Here is a 13,574-nt window from a genome sequence, read left to right as displayed (position 1 = left end):
ATGCGAGTACTGATTGCTGAGCATGATCATGCTCGATACGCCGAGATCTTGCGCGCAGCCGCGCCTGAGCTGGAAGTCCTGACCAGCGGCGACTCCGCCGAACTGGCACGCCAGGCGCCACAGTGCCCGGTGTGGCTGGGCCAGCCGGACCTGCTGGCAAGCCTGTTGCGCCAGGGCCACAAGCCGGGCTGGATGCAGTCCACCTGGGCCGGTATCACCCCGCTGCTGGCCGAGGGCCTGCCGCGCGACTATCGCCTGACCCGCGCCGTGGGCATCTTTGGCCAGGTGATGGCCGAGTACATGCTCACCTACATGCTCGGCCATGAGCGCGAGGTGCTGTCGCGGCTGGTCAGCCAGGTCGAGCGTCGTTGGGACGACCGCCCGGGGCGGACCCTGGAAGGGCGCAAGGTGCTGATCGTCGGCACTGGCGACATTGGCCAGCGGGTGGCCGAGTTCCTGCAGGCGTTTGGCGTGGTGCTGTATGGCGTTGCCAGCAGCGCCCGCGAGCAGGCGCCGTTCGTCGAGGTAGCGGCGCTGGCCGACCTGCCGCGCCTGGTGAGTCAGGTCGATTACGTACTCAACCTGCTGCCGGATACCCCGGCAACCCACGACCTGTATGACGCGGCACTGTTCAAGCGCTTCCAGCCCACGGCGCTGTTCATCAATGCAGGGCGCGGCGCTGCGGTGGTCGACGCTGACCTGGTCGAGGCACTGAAGGAAGGGCACCTGGCGGGGGCGGTGATCGATGTCTGCCGGCAGGAGCCGTTGCCCAGGCAACACCCGTTCTGGACGGCGTGGGGCTTGCTGCTGACCGGGCACAGCTCGGCACCCACCTCGCCGGCGGCGATGGTGCGGTTGTTTGTCGAGAATGTGCGGGCGTATGCGGCGGGGCAGGGGTTGCGAGGTGAAGTGGACTTCGCCCGAGGCTATTGATTTCTGTTGCCTGTACTGGCCTCTTCGCGGGTAAACCCGCTCCCACAGGATCCCCACTACCCTCAGGTCCTGTGGGAGGCTGGTGTTGGCTGTGCTGGCACAGGATCAACACAGGCCCCATGGGGCAGTGGAGATCCTGTGGGAGCGGGTTTACCCGCGAAGAGGACGGTACAGCCAATAAAGGCTTACAAGCTGAAATCACCCTCGGCAGCCAGCTCGCTCAGTGGCTTGCGCGGGCTCGGGACTTCACGCGCCTGCAGCGCTTCGTTCAGGCTGGCCTTATCGCCCAGCTTGCCGATTGCCACCATGGCATGCAGCACGTAGCCTTCAGGAACCTTCAACTCCTGACGCGCCAGCTCCTGGTCGAAACCGGCCATGCCATGGGTATGCCAGCCGCTGATGCTGGCTTGCAGGGCCAGGTGCCCCCAGGCGGAGCCGGTGTCGAAGGTGTGCCACAGCGCCGGCTTTTCTTCCGTGGCGCCCGGGGCGGCGTAGGTGGTCTTGGAAATCACCAGCACCAACGCCGATGCCTGTTGCGTCCAGCTGCGGTTGGCCGGCACCAGCAGGTTCAGGTAACGCTCCCAGTTCGGCGTGTCACGGCGGGCATAGAGGAAGCGCCAAGGTTGCGAGTTGTTCGCCGAGGGCGCCCAGCGTGCAGCTTCGAGGAAGCTCAGCAAGGTTTCCTCGCTGATCGGCTCGGCGGTGAAGGCACGTGGCGACCAGCGGTTGATGAACTGCTCGTTGATGGCGTAATCGGCAATGCGGGGGTTGGCGCTCATGGCGGCTCCTGCAAAAGGGCGGTAAACGCGCACGCTACTGCGTCGCGTCGCGACTGACAAGCGGTCTGGCTTTGCCGAAGGCCAGGCTCTAGACTGGCGCCGCCGCGCGCCGTGGCTCCAAGATGAATGCAGGAAACCCGTGTCATGATCGCTGAAAACGCGCCGTTCTGGCAGCGCAAGACCCTCGAACAACTCAGCCCGCAAGAGTGGGAGTCGCTGTGTGACGGTTGCGGCCTGTGCTGCCTGCAAAAGCTCGAGGACGAGGACGACAACAGCGTCTATTACACGCGCATCGCCTGCAAACTGCTGGATCTGCACACCTGTCAGTGCAGCGATTACCCCAACCGCTTCGCCCAGGTACCTGACTGCATACAGCTCACCCCGGGCAAGGCCGACCAGTTCAAGTGGCTGCCGAGTACCTGCGGCTACCGCCTGGTCAGTGAGGGCAAGGACCTGCCGGCCTGGCACCACCTGGTCTGCGGCGATCGCCAGCAGGTCCATGAACAGCGCATTTCCCAGTCGGGGCGCATGCTCAGTGAACACGATGTGCACGAAGACGACTGGGAAGACCATCTGATCTTCCGCGCCAGCTGACCGGCGCGGCCCGCTGCCACGGGGAAACAAGGAGTTTCTGTATGCGTTGCCAGCTGTTGTTGCTGTTTGGCCTGATGGCCAGTTCGCCGGCCTGGGCGAAAAAGGTCGACCTCGACTATCAGGTGCGCCTGTTGCCAGCCAGCGGCCAGGCGGAGGTCCGCCTCACCTTGGCCGAAGGCAGTGCCGTGCGCAGCCTGGATTTCGACCTGGGCAAGGCTGGGGCCTACAGTGGCTTCCAGGCTGATGGCCAATGGCAACTGCAGGGCCAGCGCGGCGTGTGGCAACCGGCGGCCGGCAAGACCAGCCTCAGCTACCGCGTGCAGCTGGACCAGAAACGCGGCAGCGGCGCCTATTCATCGCGCATCACCCCGCATTGGGCGCTGTTCCTGGGCGACCAGCTGGTGCCGCCTGCGCGCCTCGACCAGCAGGATGGCACCGAACTGGTGGCGCGGCTGGCGTTCGACCTGCCGGAGGGCTGGAAGAGCATTGAGACCTCCTGGCCGCGTATCGGCAAGGACAAGTTCCGCATCGACAACGTTTCGCGCCTGTTCGACCGCCCCACAGGCTGGATGCTCGCCGGCGACCTGGGCAGCCGCCGCGCCCGCCTGGGCGAAACCGAGGTCACCGTGGCCGCACCGGTGGGGCAGGGTATGCGGCGCATGGACAACCTGACCATGCTGACCTTTGTCTGGCCGCAATTGCAGGCGGTTTTCCCGCGCAACCCGCCGAAGCTGCTGTTGGTCGGCGCTCGCGACGGCATGTGGCGTGGGGCGACCGCCGCGCAGGGCTCGTTGTACCTGCACAGTGCCCGGCCGATGGTCAGCGAGAATGGCAGCAGCCCGTTGCTGCGCGAAGTGGTGCAACTGTTTGCGCAGATCCATGGGCGTGATGGCAGTGACTGGCTGGTGGAAAGCCTGAACGACTATTATGCCAGCGAGTTGCTGCGCCGCTCGGGCGGGGTGAGTGACGACCGTTACGAGGCTTGGCAGGCGCGCCTGAGCAAGCAGGGCGCCAAGGTCACCCGGCTCAAGGGCGAGCATGCCACCCCGGCGCAGGTGGCGCGCGGAGTGATGCTGTTGCAAGCGCTGGACAAGGAAATCCGCATCCACACTCAGGCCAAACGCTCGCTGGACGATGTGGCACGCGGGTTGATGCGCCTGCCCAGCGTCAGCACCGAAGACTTCGTGCAGATCAGCGAGAACGTGCTGGGGCGGCGCTCAGAGGTGTTGCAGAGCAAGGCGTTGCGCTAGCCGTTTCTGCACCTGTGCCGGCCTCTTCGCGGGTAAACCCGCTCCCACAGTATGGACTGCCCCCGAAAAGTTGGACAGTTTTAGCCAGTGGCCTGAGTCCTGTAGCTGACAGGGCTCAGGCCATTGAGTTTCAGCCTGATGCGGTCATGGTTGTAGTAATGGATGTACTCCTCCAGGCCCGCCTTCAGCTGTTCGACGCTTTCAAAGCGCTTCAGGTAGAAGAACTCTGACTTCAGTGTGCCGAAGAAGCTTTCCATCGCTGCATTATCCAGACAATTGCCCTTGCGAGACATGCTCTGCTTCACACCGCGCGCTGCGAGCTTATGGCGGTATTGGGGCTGCTGGTAATGCCATCCTTGGTCTGAGTGGATCACTAGCTTGGGCTTTTCACCCAACCCATCGAGCGCCTTTTCCAGCATGTTCCCGACCAAGCCATAAGTAGGCCGGCAAGCTGTTTCATAGGCGATGATCTCACCGTTGTACAAGTCCATCACGGGCGACAGGTAGAGCTTTTGTTGGGCCACTTTGAACTCAGTGACATCGGTCGCCCACTTCTGGTTGGGGCGTTGCGCGACGAAATTACGCTCCAGCAAATTCATTGCCACCTTGCCGACAATGCCGCGATAGGATCGATACTTCTTCGGGCGTACAACGGACTGCAAACCAAGCTCAGCCATCAACCGTTCAATGACCTTCTTGTTGACCAAGGTCCCCTGATTCCTGATGGCAAGGGCAATGCGGCGGTAGCCATACAGCCCTTTCTCCTCGTGATAGACACGCTGCACCAACTCCTTGAGCGAGGCGTGCCTGTCCGGCTTTTGCTGGCACTTGATCTGGTAATAAAAGGTACTGCGTGCCAACCCCACCATCTGCAAGAGGTCAGGCAGCGGATATTTATGTCTGAATTTACAGACGATCAGGGCTTTTTCGTCCGTGTTCGCTCCTTCTCCTCTCGCAGAGCCTTTAACTCCTTTAGGACATCATTCTCCATGCGCAGATACTCGAGCTCGCTCAACAACTGCTCACGAGATTTCTCTGCGTCATTGGTATCTGTCGGCTTGATGGGCTTAATTTTCTTCGGCACGGCTGATTTTCTTTGTTTGGCGAGAGTGGCTTCAGGACTGCCACTGTAGTGCTGCCGCAGCCAAATGCCTATCTGTGAGGACTGTCCAAGGTCAAAGTGCGCCGCTGTTTGGCGCAGGGACAGGCGATGCTCAAGCATGTACTTGAGCACCCGCCGCTTGAATTCCTCGGTGTAGCGGCGACCATGCGAGCGAGGGCCGAGGCTGGCATCGACTTGGTAGCCAGCAACCCAGCGCCGAAGCAGGCTGAAATCGATGCCAAAGTGTTGTGCCACCTTGCGAAAGCCCCGGCTGCCCTCTAGGTAAGCGGTGATAGCCGTGAGCTTGAACTGCTCTGTGTATTTACCCATAGATCCCCCAAGGGTTGGATTGGTGTCCAACTTCTTGGGGGCAGTCCAGTACGGCGAAGAGGCCGAAGCCTCGGTGATCCTGTGGGAGCGGGTTTACCCGCGAAAGGGCCGGCACAGGCGGTGCAAAATCAACTGGCCAACGGATCCTTCCCGGTTACCGTCACCCCCCGCGTCGCCGCCTCGGCACTGGCCTTCAACGCCTCCAGTTCCGCAGCACTGCGCTCGATGTCCGAACGCAAGCGGTGATACTCCTGCCGGTGCCGCTGCCACCAGGCCTTGGTCGCACAATGCCCGCTGAAGCCCCGAGCCAGTGCCAAGCCGCCAACTGCGATCTGCAACAACCCGACCAGGCCGCCGTGGCGCAGCCCCTTGCTGACCATCAACGCGCCGCCAGCCAGCGAACTGGCGCGCTCCAGGCCGTGAACGTTCTTGTCTTGCGATGTCGCTGCCGAATGGATATCAAGCATGGCAAGGTCTCCGTCTGAAGTGTATGCAGGTGACCTGTCGGCCGCCGCCATCGTTCAGTCGGCTATTTGAACCTGGGCCCCGAACGGGTATACAGCCCCTTGGCCATGCGGTCATACAGCACCACATTCACCGTCGCTGCGAGGTTCATGCAGCCCTCGGTCGGAATGTAGATGGTCTCTTCGCACCATGCCCGCACATCGGCACTGAGGCTGCCGTCTTCCGGCCCGAAGATGTAGATGGCCCGATCCGGGTGGGTGTATTCCGGCAATGGCCGCGCGCCTTCCACCAACTCCACGGCCACCGGCGTGCAGCCCAGCGGGATGATGCGCTGCAGGTCATCGATGCTGATCAGTGGGATGTCGTAGTGCACGCGCTTGGTGTCGGTGACGAAGTCACGCGCACGCTCGTAGCGTTTGCCGGTGTAGAACACCGAATTGACGCCATAGCAGCCCGCGGCGCGCATCACCGAGCCGACGTTTTCTGCCGACTTGGGGTTGAACAGGCCAATGCAGCTGTATCGTTTGTTTGCCACGTACCGGGGCCCTTCGCGAAAAAAAGCGCGATTATACGGGCTGCCCGGTAGCAGCGGGGCGGTGAATCGATGGTCAGTCTTTCTTCAGCATGCCCGCCAGCCCGGCGAACGGGTTGTGGGTGGCCTTGGCGATGCTCGGGGTGCTGGTGGAGCCTTCGCTGAAGTACTGCTGGTCGGTATAGCGCGAGTGCTCGTTGTCGTGGCAGTACAGGCACAGCAGCTCCCAGTTGGAGCCGTCCTGCGGGTTGTTGTCGTGGTTGTGGTCGCGGTGGTGCACGGTCAGCTCGCTCAGGCGCTTGCCGGAGAACTCGCGGGCGCAGCGGCCGCAGACGTGCGGGTACATTTTCAGGGCCTTGTCGCGGTAGCCCATTTCCTTGTCGCGCTTGGCATCGGCCAGGATGCGGTCCAGGCGCGCGGTGGCGGCGGCGGAAGAGGTGGAGCTCATGGTGTTTCCTTTGTTCTGATCAGGCAAATGACGGTTATGCGCTGAGTCTAGCGCGCTTGCGGGGCAGGCGGACAGGCGAAAGCTTTGATTTAGGCGTAGCCTGTAGGAAGGTTCCCGACAGGAGGTTGCTGATGTTTCGCGCGATCCTCGTTGTGCTGTTGTTGGCCGGCCTGCCCATGGCCGAAGCTGCCAGCACGCCACCCCGGTTGAGCACGCCGGTGCCCGGTGCACCGGGTACGCCTACGCCTACGCCATATCCGCAGATTACCCCGAGTACGCCGCCCAAGGCCTATGACAGCCAGCCGGGGGCGCCACTGTTACCGCCGATGCCCGTGCCCGGGCCGCCGAAAGACCAGCCATTGCCGGGGTTGCGCCAGGACCCGCCGAAGCAGCCGGTGCAGGATGATTGAATTCAGCCGGCTGCCCCGGTTTTCTGTGGGAGCGGGTTTACCCGCGAAGCAGGCGCCGCGGTGGATGGCACGGGCTTCGCCCGTGTTCGCGGGTAAACCCGCTCCTACAGGGATCGCGCAGGATCCAGGGCATGCACGGTACCTGTGGGAGCGGCCTTGTGTCGCGAAAGGGGCGCAAAGCGCCCCCAGCTTTCTCAAACGATACCTAGCTCGCCGAACACGAACGCGTACTCAAGGGCCACATCCTTGAGCCCCTGATACCGCCCGCTCATCCCGCCATGCCCAGCCCCCATCTCGGTCTTGAGCAGCAGCAGGTTATCGTCGGTTTTTCGCGTGCGCAGCCGCGCCACCCACTTGGCCGCTTCCCAGTACTGCACGCGGCTGTCGTTGTAGCCCGCCACCACCAGCATCGCCGGGTAGGCCTGTTCCTTCACGTTCTCGTACGGTGCATAGGCCTTGATCCGCTCATACACCTCCGGCTCCTCAGGGTTACCCCATTCGTCGTACTCGGTCACGGTCAGCGGCAGCTCGGGGTCGAGCATGGTGTTGAGCACGTCGACGAACGGCACTTCGGCAATCGCACAGCGGAACAGCTCGGGGCGCAGGTTGAGCACAGCGCCCATCAGCAGGCCACCAGCGCTGCCGCCACTGATGGCCAGGCGGTCGGCAGCCGTGACACCCTCGGCGATCAGGTGCTCGGCACAGGCGATGAAGTCGCTGAAGGTGTTGTGCTTGTGCTCCTGCTTGCCGGCGCGGTACCAGGCTTCGCCCAGTTCGCCACCACCACGCACATGAGCGATGGCAAAGGCCACGCCGCGCTCCAGCAGGCTCAGGCGCGCGTGCGAGAACCACGGGTCGAGGCTTTCGCCATAGGCGCCGTAGCCATAAAGGTACAGCGGCACGGTCTGGCCCAGGTCCTGGCGGCGGCGCACCAGGCTGATCGGCACCCGGGTGCCGTCCGCTGCGGTAGCCCACAGGCGCTCGCTGACATAGTCGTCGGCATCGAACGGCCCCAGCACCGGGGTTTGCTTGAGCACCGCCTGGGCACCGCTGGCCAGCTCCAGCTGGCGTACCTGGGCTGGGCGGTTGAGTGCTTCGTAGCGCAGGCGCAGGCGTGGGCTGGCGAATTCCAGACTGTCCTGCACGTACAGGCTGTAGGCCGCGTCGGGCAGTTCGACGCGGTAGGGTGCCAGGCCCTGCGGGCGTACCTCGATGATCGGCAGGCCGCCTTCGCGCAGGCTCAGGGTCAGCGCGCCGGCATTCAGGCTGAGGCCTTCGAGCATGATCGCGTCGCGGTGCGCTACCAGCACCTGCCATTGCTCACGGCTGGGCACTGGTGCGACCGGGGCGTGGTACAGGGCGAAGTTGATGCCGTCCTGGTTGGTGCGGATGAACCAGCGCCACTGGCCGTCGAGCTGGCCGTGGTCGGGGAAGTACTCATGGCCTTCGACCCGTGGCGCCAGGCAGGTGAACGGTGCCTGCGGAGTTTCCGCGTCCAGTACCCAGGCTTCGCTGGTGGTCTTGCTGTTGAGCAGCAGCACCAGCTGGCGTTCGGAGCTGGTGCGGTAGCAGTGCAGGAAGAAGCGCCCATCGGGCTCCTCGAACACGGTCTGCGCGCCGTCGTTGCCCAGGGTGTGGCGACGCAGGCGCCACGGGCGGTGGGTCTCGTCCAGTTCGGCGAAGAACAGCGTCTGGCTGTCGTTGGCCCAGGTCAGGCTGCCGTCGCAGTCGTCGAAGGGCAGGGAGGTGACGCTGCCACTGGCCAGGTCCTTCACGTACAGGGTGAAGATTTCGTCGCCACTGGTGTCCAGGCTGTAGGCCAGCAGGCGGTGGTCAGGGCTGACGTTGAACGCGCCGAGGGACAGGAAACCGCCATTGGCCAGGGCGTTGGGGTCGAGCAGCAGTTGCTCCTGGCTTTCATCTACCGTGTTGGAGTCGTCGGCCGGGCGCGGGCAGCGGTAGTGACGCGGGTACTCGTCGCCTGCGGTGGTACGGGTGTAGTACAGGTAGGGGCCCCAGGGCGCCGGCAGCGACAGGTCGGTTTCCAGGATGCGGCCCTTGATCTCTTCGAACAGTTGTTCGCGCAGCGGCGCCTGGTCGGCCAGGCAGGCTTCCTGGTAGGCGTTTTCGGCCTGCAGGTAGGCAAGCACCTCAGGGGTGTCACGCTGTTGCAGCCAGGCGTACGGGTCGGTGGCCTGGGCCTGGTGGGCAATCGGGGGTTGGGGCTTGGTTGGCATTGAGGATCTCTTGATTGGGGTTGCCTGTGCCGGCCTCTTCGCGGGCTTGCCCGCTCCCACAGGTTCACCACAGTTGTTGAAAGCTGTGCGGTCCCTGTGGGAGCGGGCAAGCCCGCGAAGAGGCCGGTACAGGCAAACACTGTCTGCGCCCGGAAAAGTGTTTATCATAGGCATCTCTTTGCCTGGCTTGCACGAACACCATGACCGAGAACGACTACACCCTCGCCTGGGGCCTTTACGCCGTTGCCGCCCTGGGCTGCCTGATGGTGGGCTTCAAGCTCACCGGCTGGATGTGGCGCTGGCTGCGCGAACCGCTGCGGGTGGTGCTGGCGGTGCTGCTGCTGACCCCGACCATCGTCGACCCGGTCAAGGACAGCTTCGCCCCGGCGATTGCCATCACCGCCCTGGATGTCGCCTTCAAGGTCGGCAACAACGCCTGGCGCGCGGTTTCCGACTTCGCCATGTACGGCATGGGCGCGTTTTCCCTGTATTTCCTCTTCGTGCTGCTGCGCTTTCCGCTGGAGAAACGCGCCCGCGAGCGCCGCGCGCAGGTCGAGGCCGCTGCCCAGCGCCAGGCTGCCGAAGATGACCAGCTTGGCGCCCAGGCCCCGCTGGCCGCAGAGCGCCGCGACCGTTACCGTGATGCGCCACCCCCTGTCGCCCCAGCCGTCTCCCGCGGCAGCGGCCGGGTCGAGCCCCGTCTGTAAGCGGAGACACGCCTATGTGCGAACTGCTGGGCATGAGTGCCAACGTCCCAACCGATATCGTCTTCAGCTTCACCGGCCTGATGCAGCGCGGCGGTCGTACCGGCCCGCACCGTGACGGCTGGGGCATCGGCTTCTACGAAGGCCGTGGCCTGCGCCTTTTCCAGGACCCGGCTGCCAGCAGCGAGTCGGAAGTGGCCAACCTGGTGCAGCGTTACCCGATCAAGAGCGAAGTGGTCATTGGCCATATCCGCCAGGCCAACGTCGGCAAGGTATGCCTGTCCAACACCCACCCGTTCGTGCGAGAGATGTGGGGCCGCAACTGGTGCTTCGCGCACAATGGCCAGCTGGGCGACTTCAAGGGCCAGGCCAGTTTCTACCGGCCGGTGGGCGATACCGACAGCGAGGCGGCCTTCTGCGACCTGCTCAACCGCATCCGCAGCGCCTTCCCCGAGCCCGTGCCGGTGGAACAGCTGCTGCCGGTGCTGGTCGAAGCCTGTGCCGGCTACCGCGGCCAGGGCGTGTTCAACTGCATGCTCAGCGACGGCGACTGGCTGTTCTGTTTCTGTTCGACCAAGCTGGTGCACATTACCCGCCGGGCACCTTTTGGTGCGGCGCGGTTGAAGGACGTCGACCTGATCGTCGATTTTCACACCGAAACCACCCCTAACGACGTGGTCACGGTGATCGCCACCGAGGCCCTGACCGAGAACGAGACCTGGCAGCGTTACGAGCCGGGTCAGTGGGCCCTGTGGCGGCACGGCGAGTGCGTGGCGCACGGCCAGAGCTAAGGACGCGGCATGTTCAGAAGTTACCTGCGGTTGCTGTTGTTCACCTTCGGCCTGCTGGCCGGTATCCAGGTCCCGGGGCTGGTGAAGGACTACAGCCAGCGGGTCGAGGCGCACCTGTTCGAATCCCGCGAGGCGCTCGACGGCTTCCGGCAGACCGCCGAACGTTTCTTCAATGGCGACCTGCAGGCGCTGCTGCGGCATTACCGCAGCAGCGACGACCCAGTGTTCAACAGTGATGCCAACAGCATTGAAAGCCTGATGATCCGCAACGAACTGCTGGAAAACGAATGGCAGGCGCTGCAAGCGCCATGGGCGCAGCGTACCTGGCACGTACTGGTACAGGCCGACCCGCAGTTGCGCGAAGAAACCCTCAATGGCTACAGCTACCAGATCCTGCTGGTGCCCGAGGCGGTTGGCTGGGGGCTTGGTGCAGGGTTTGTGCTGGCATTCGTGATCGAGAGCCTGTTGCTGGCAATTGGCTGGGTGATCCTGGGCGGGCGGCGTGGGGCGGTGAAAGAGAGCTGGCGCTGATTTTTGCTGCGCCTGTGCCGGCCCTTTCGCGGGTGAACCCGCTCCCACAGGTACTGCGCAGCCCTCAAGACCTGTGGTGACTCTGTGGGAGCGGGTTTACCCGCGAAGAGGCCAGCACAAGCACTGCAAATCTGTCAGACCAACACAATCCGCTGCCCACCCACATCCCGCGCATACCGCTCCAGCACCTGCCGGCAAACCCCGACCACTTCATCCACCAACGCCACCCCGGTCTGCCAGGCCACCACCAGCTCCAGGCTCGGCGGCGGTTGCAGCCCCTGCAGCAATACCAGCTCACCCCGGCTCAACTCGGCATCCACCAGCGCCGGCGGCAACGCACCAATGCCAAAACCGTCACGCAACAGCCGGGTAATCGCCGCCACCGAGTTCACGCAGTTCAGCCGCGGCGTTTCGGCCCCCGCGCCCTGCAGCAGGCTCAGCACTTCCTGGTGCGGCCGCGAGTTCTTCGAGAAGGTGATGATGCGTTCCCGCCCAAGCTCGGCCAGCGAGGCATAGTCGCGGTGCTGGTGCGAGCCGGAGGCCACCACCCAACCCATGGGGTAGCGCGCCAGGTCCAGGCTGCGGATCGATTGCTCGCGCAGCAGGTCGGTCTGCAGGATCACGTCGAGAAAGCCCTTCTGCAATTGCTCGCGAAGGTTCAGCGCAGTGTCGGCCACCAGTTCGATCTCCACCTGCGGGTAACGCTCGGTCAGCTCCGCCACCAGTGCGCTCATCCAGGTGTGGATCACCGTGTCCATCACCCCGATACGGATGCGCCCGACCTTGGCCCGGTCGCTGTCCAGCGACTGCTTCATGGCCTTGGCGGTTTCCAGCATGCGCTCGGCATATTCCAGCACCTTGCCGCCTTCCGGGGTCAGGCTGACGCCACGTGAGTCGCGCAGCAGCAGCTTCACGCCCAGGTCGGCCTCCAACGCGGCGATGCGGCTGGAAACCGAGGCCTGGGTAGTGAACAGCTTTTCCGCGGTCAGGCGGAAGCTCTTGAGCCGGGCGACCCAGACGAAGGTTTCGAGGAAGCGAAGGTTCATGATCAGTTTTTCTTGTTCCAGACCGGCGGTTTTTCTCGTTGGACGCAAATGGCGCGGCGTCTGAACAATGGCAGCCAGGCCGCGACTCATTGTCGCCCATAAAACAATACCAACAAGCCGAGGCAAGCATGAACCCCACCGGCGTGCAGCAGCAGGTCAGCTCCCCATCTTCGTCCGGGCCCTTCGCCTGGTATCGCGACATCGACTCACAGCAGCGCCGCACCTTCTGGAGCTGCAAGATCGGCTACGGCCTGGACGGCATGGACACACAGATGCTCAGCTTCGTCATTCCCACGCTGATCATGCTGTGGGGCATCACCACCACCGAAGCCGGGTTGATCCACACCAGCACCTTGATCGCCTCGGCCGTGGGTGGCTGGGTGGCCGGCATTCTCTCCGACCGCATTGGCCGCGTGCGCACCCTGCAACTGACGGTGCTGTGGTTTGCCTTCTTCACCTTCCTCTGCGGCTTCGCCCAGAACTACGAACAACTGCTGATCGCCCGTACCCTGATGGGCTTCGGCTTTGGCGGTGAGTGGACCGCCGGCGCGGTGCTGATCGGCGAGGTGATCCGCGCCCAGGACCGTGGCAAGGCAGTGGGCATGGTGCAGTCCGGTTGGGCGCTTGGCTGGGGCCTCACCGCCATCCTCTACGCGCTGCTGTTCTCCTGGCTGCCGGCAGAGCAGGCCTGGCGCGCGCTGTTCCTGCTGGGCCTGGTACCGGCGATCTTCGTGATCTTCGTCCGCCGCCTGGTCAAGGACCCCGAGGTATATCGCGAGGCCAAGGCGGTGGAAAACGCCGAGGCACCTGCACAGTTCTACGAAATCTTTGCCCCAGGCATGCTCTGGACCACCGTGCGGGCTTCCCTGCTGACCACCGGCGCGCTGGGCGGCTACTACGCCATTACCTCGTGGCTGCCGACCTTCCTCAAGAACGAGCGCGGCCTGAGCGTGCTGGGTACCGGTGGCTATCTGGCCATGGTGATCGTCGGCTCCTATGTCGGCTATGTGGTCAGTGCGTACCTGTCCGACCTGCTGGGGCGCAAGAAAAACTTCATCCTGTTCGCCGTGGGCTCGTTCGTCATCGTGCTGCTGTACACGCAAATGCAGGTCAGCGACGGCGTGATGCTGTGGCTGGGCTTCCCGCTGGGCTTCTTCGCCTCGGGTATCTTCAGCGGCATGGGCGCGTTCCTCACCGAACTGTTCCCCACGCGTATCCGTGGTTCGGGGCAGGGCTTCTGCTACAACATCGGCAAGGTCATCGCAGCACTGTTCCCGCTGCTGATCGGCGTGCTCGGCCAGAAGGTACCGCTGGGTCTGGGTATCGGCGTGTTCTCCGCCGTGTCCTACGGGGTGGTGATCGTGGCGGCGTTGAGCCTGCCGGAAACCCGCGGCAAACAGCTGCAGGCGCGTTAAGGTAGGC

Annotated in this window: 15 protein-coding genes; 8 read left to right on the top strand and 7 right to left on the bottom strand. The window is 63.9% G+C overall.

Annotated features, from left to right (window positions below):
• Window positions 1-933 (top strand): D-2-hydroxyacid dehydrogenase, encoded by a 933-nt coding sequence (locus tag KDB76_RS21850; RefSeq protein ID WP_013973766.1) that lies wholly within the window; start codon window positions 1-3, stop codon window positions 931-933.
• Between the two features lie 185 nt (window positions 934-1,118).
• Here KDB76_RS21850 and KDB76_RS21845 read toward each other — a convergent pair whose 3' ends face one another.
• Window positions 1,119-1,712, bottom strand: a complete 594-nt coding sequence (locus KDB76_RS21845; RefSeq protein ID WP_038410088.1) for a nitroreductase family protein — start codon at window positions 1,710-1,712, stop codon at window positions 1,119-1,121.
• Between the two features lie 144 nt (window positions 1,713-1,856).
• Between KDB76_RS21845 and KDB76_RS21840 the strand changes: the two genes are divergently transcribed.
• Window positions 1,857-2,306, top strand: a complete 450-nt coding sequence (locus KDB76_RS21840) for a YcgN family cysteine cluster protein (protein ID WP_015271351.1) — start codon at window positions 1,857-1,859, stop codon at window positions 2,304-2,306.
• Between the two features lie 41 nt (window positions 2,307-2,347).
• Window positions 2,348-3,556 (top strand): hypothetical protein, encoded by a 1,209-nt coding sequence (locus KDB76_RS21835; protein ID WP_013973763.1) that lies wholly within the window; start codon window positions 2,348-2,350, stop codon window positions 3,554-3,556.
• A gap of 80 nt (window positions 3,557-3,636) precedes the next feature.
• Here KDB76_RS21835 and KDB76_RS21830 read toward each other — a convergent pair.
• The 4 genes from KDB76_RS21830 to KDB76_RS21815 all read right to left on the bottom strand — a co-directional run bounded on the left by KDB76_RS21830 (window position 3,637) and on the right by KDB76_RS21815 (window position 6,433).
• Window positions 3,637-4,988 (bottom strand): IS3 family transposase gene (locus tag KDB76_RS21830; RefSeq protein ID WP_230396936.1). Its coding sequence is split into 2 segments (ribosomal slippage): window positions 3,637-4,511 and window positions 4,511-4,988, totalling 1,353 coding nucleotides; the frame shifts between segments, so codons are not numbered across the junction.
• 128 nt (window positions 4,989-5,116) lie between these two features.
• On the bottom strand, window positions 5,117-5,455 hold the full coding sequence (locus KDB76_RS21825; protein WP_013973761.1) for a DUF2892 domain-containing protein: 339 nt from the start codon (window positions 5,453-5,455) through the stop codon (window positions 5,117-5,119).
• 62 nt (window positions 5,456-5,517) lie between these two features.
• Window positions 5,518-5,988, bottom strand: coding sequence for an RNA methyltransferase (locus KDB76_RS21820; RefSeq protein ID WP_038410087.1), 471 nt, complete (start codon window positions 5,986-5,988; stop codon window positions 5,518-5,520).
• A gap of 73 nt (window positions 5,989-6,061) precedes the next feature.
• Window positions 6,062-6,433, bottom strand: a complete 372-nt coding sequence (locus KDB76_RS21815) for a YajD family HNH nuclease (RefSeq protein ID WP_003259546.1) — start codon at window positions 6,431-6,433, stop codon at window positions 6,062-6,064.
• Window positions 6,434-6,564: 131 nt separating this feature from the next.
• Between KDB76_RS21815 and KDB76_RS21810 the strand changes: the two genes are divergently transcribed.
• On the top strand, window positions 6,565-6,843 hold the full coding sequence (locus KDB76_RS21810; protein ID WP_013973759.1) for a hypothetical protein: 279 nt from the start codon (window positions 6,565-6,567) through the stop codon (window positions 6,841-6,843).
• A 194-nt stretch (window positions 6,844-7,037) separates the two neighbouring features.
• On the opposite strand, the gene KDB76_RS21805 is transcribed toward KDB76_RS21810, so the two are convergent.
• On the bottom strand, window positions 7,038-9,080 hold the full coding sequence (locus KDB76_RS21805; protein ID WP_013973758.1) for a S9 family peptidase: 2,043 nt from the start codon (window positions 9,078-9,080) through the stop codon (window positions 7,038-7,040).
• 200 nt (window positions 9,081-9,280) lie between these two features.
• Here KDB76_RS21805 and KDB76_RS21800 point away from each other — a divergent pair, with 200 nt between their 5' ends.
• Genes KDB76_RS21800 through KDB76_RS21790 form a run of 3 tightly spaced genes read left to right on the top strand, consistent with a single transcriptional unit; the run spans window position 9,281 to window position 11,106 of the window.
• Window positions 9,281-9,787 (top strand): hypothetical protein, encoded by a 507-nt coding sequence (locus KDB76_RS21800; RefSeq protein ID WP_013973757.1) that lies wholly within the window; start codon window positions 9,281-9,283, stop codon window positions 9,785-9,787.
• A gap of 14 nt (window positions 9,788-9,801) precedes the next feature.
• Window positions 9,802-10,575 carry a class II glutamine amidotransferase gene (locus KDB76_RS21795; RefSeq protein ID WP_013973756.1) on the top strand — a complete coding sequence of 258 codons (774 nt, stop codon included), beginning with the start codon at window positions 9,802-9,804 and terminating at the stop codon, window positions 10,573-10,575.
• 9 nt (window positions 10,576-10,584) lie between these two features.
• Window positions 10,585-11,106, top strand: a complete 522-nt coding sequence (locus KDB76_RS21790; RefSeq protein ID WP_023661383.1) for a DUF2937 family protein — start codon at window positions 10,585-10,587, stop codon at window positions 11,104-11,106.
• 134 nt (window positions 11,107-11,240) lie between these two features.
• On the opposite strand, the gene KDB76_RS21785 is transcribed toward KDB76_RS21790, so the two are convergent.
• A complete protein-coding gene (locus tag KDB76_RS21785) occupies window positions 11,241-12,152 on the bottom strand; it encodes a LysR family transcriptional regulator (RefSeq protein ID WP_023661382.1) in 912 nt (303 codons plus the stop codon).
• A gap of 128 nt (window positions 12,153-12,280) precedes the next feature.
• On the opposite strand from KDB76_RS21785, the gene KDB76_RS21780 reads away from it, so the two are divergent.
• Window positions 12,281-13,567 (top strand): MFS transporter, encoded by a 1,287-nt coding sequence (locus KDB76_RS21780; protein ID WP_013973753.1) that lies wholly within the window; start codon window positions 12,281-12,283, stop codon window positions 13,565-13,567.
• The last annotated feature ends 7 nt before the right edge of the window (window positions 13,568-13,574 follow it).

It is taken from the genome of Pseudomonas sp. JS425 (assembly GCF_018223845.1).
Taxonomy (GTDB): Bacteria; Pseudomonadota; Gammaproteobacteria; order Pseudomonadales; family Pseudomonadaceae; genus Aquipseudomonas; species Aquipseudomonas asiatica.
This window is presented reverse-complemented; position numbering and strand designations above follow the sequence as displayed.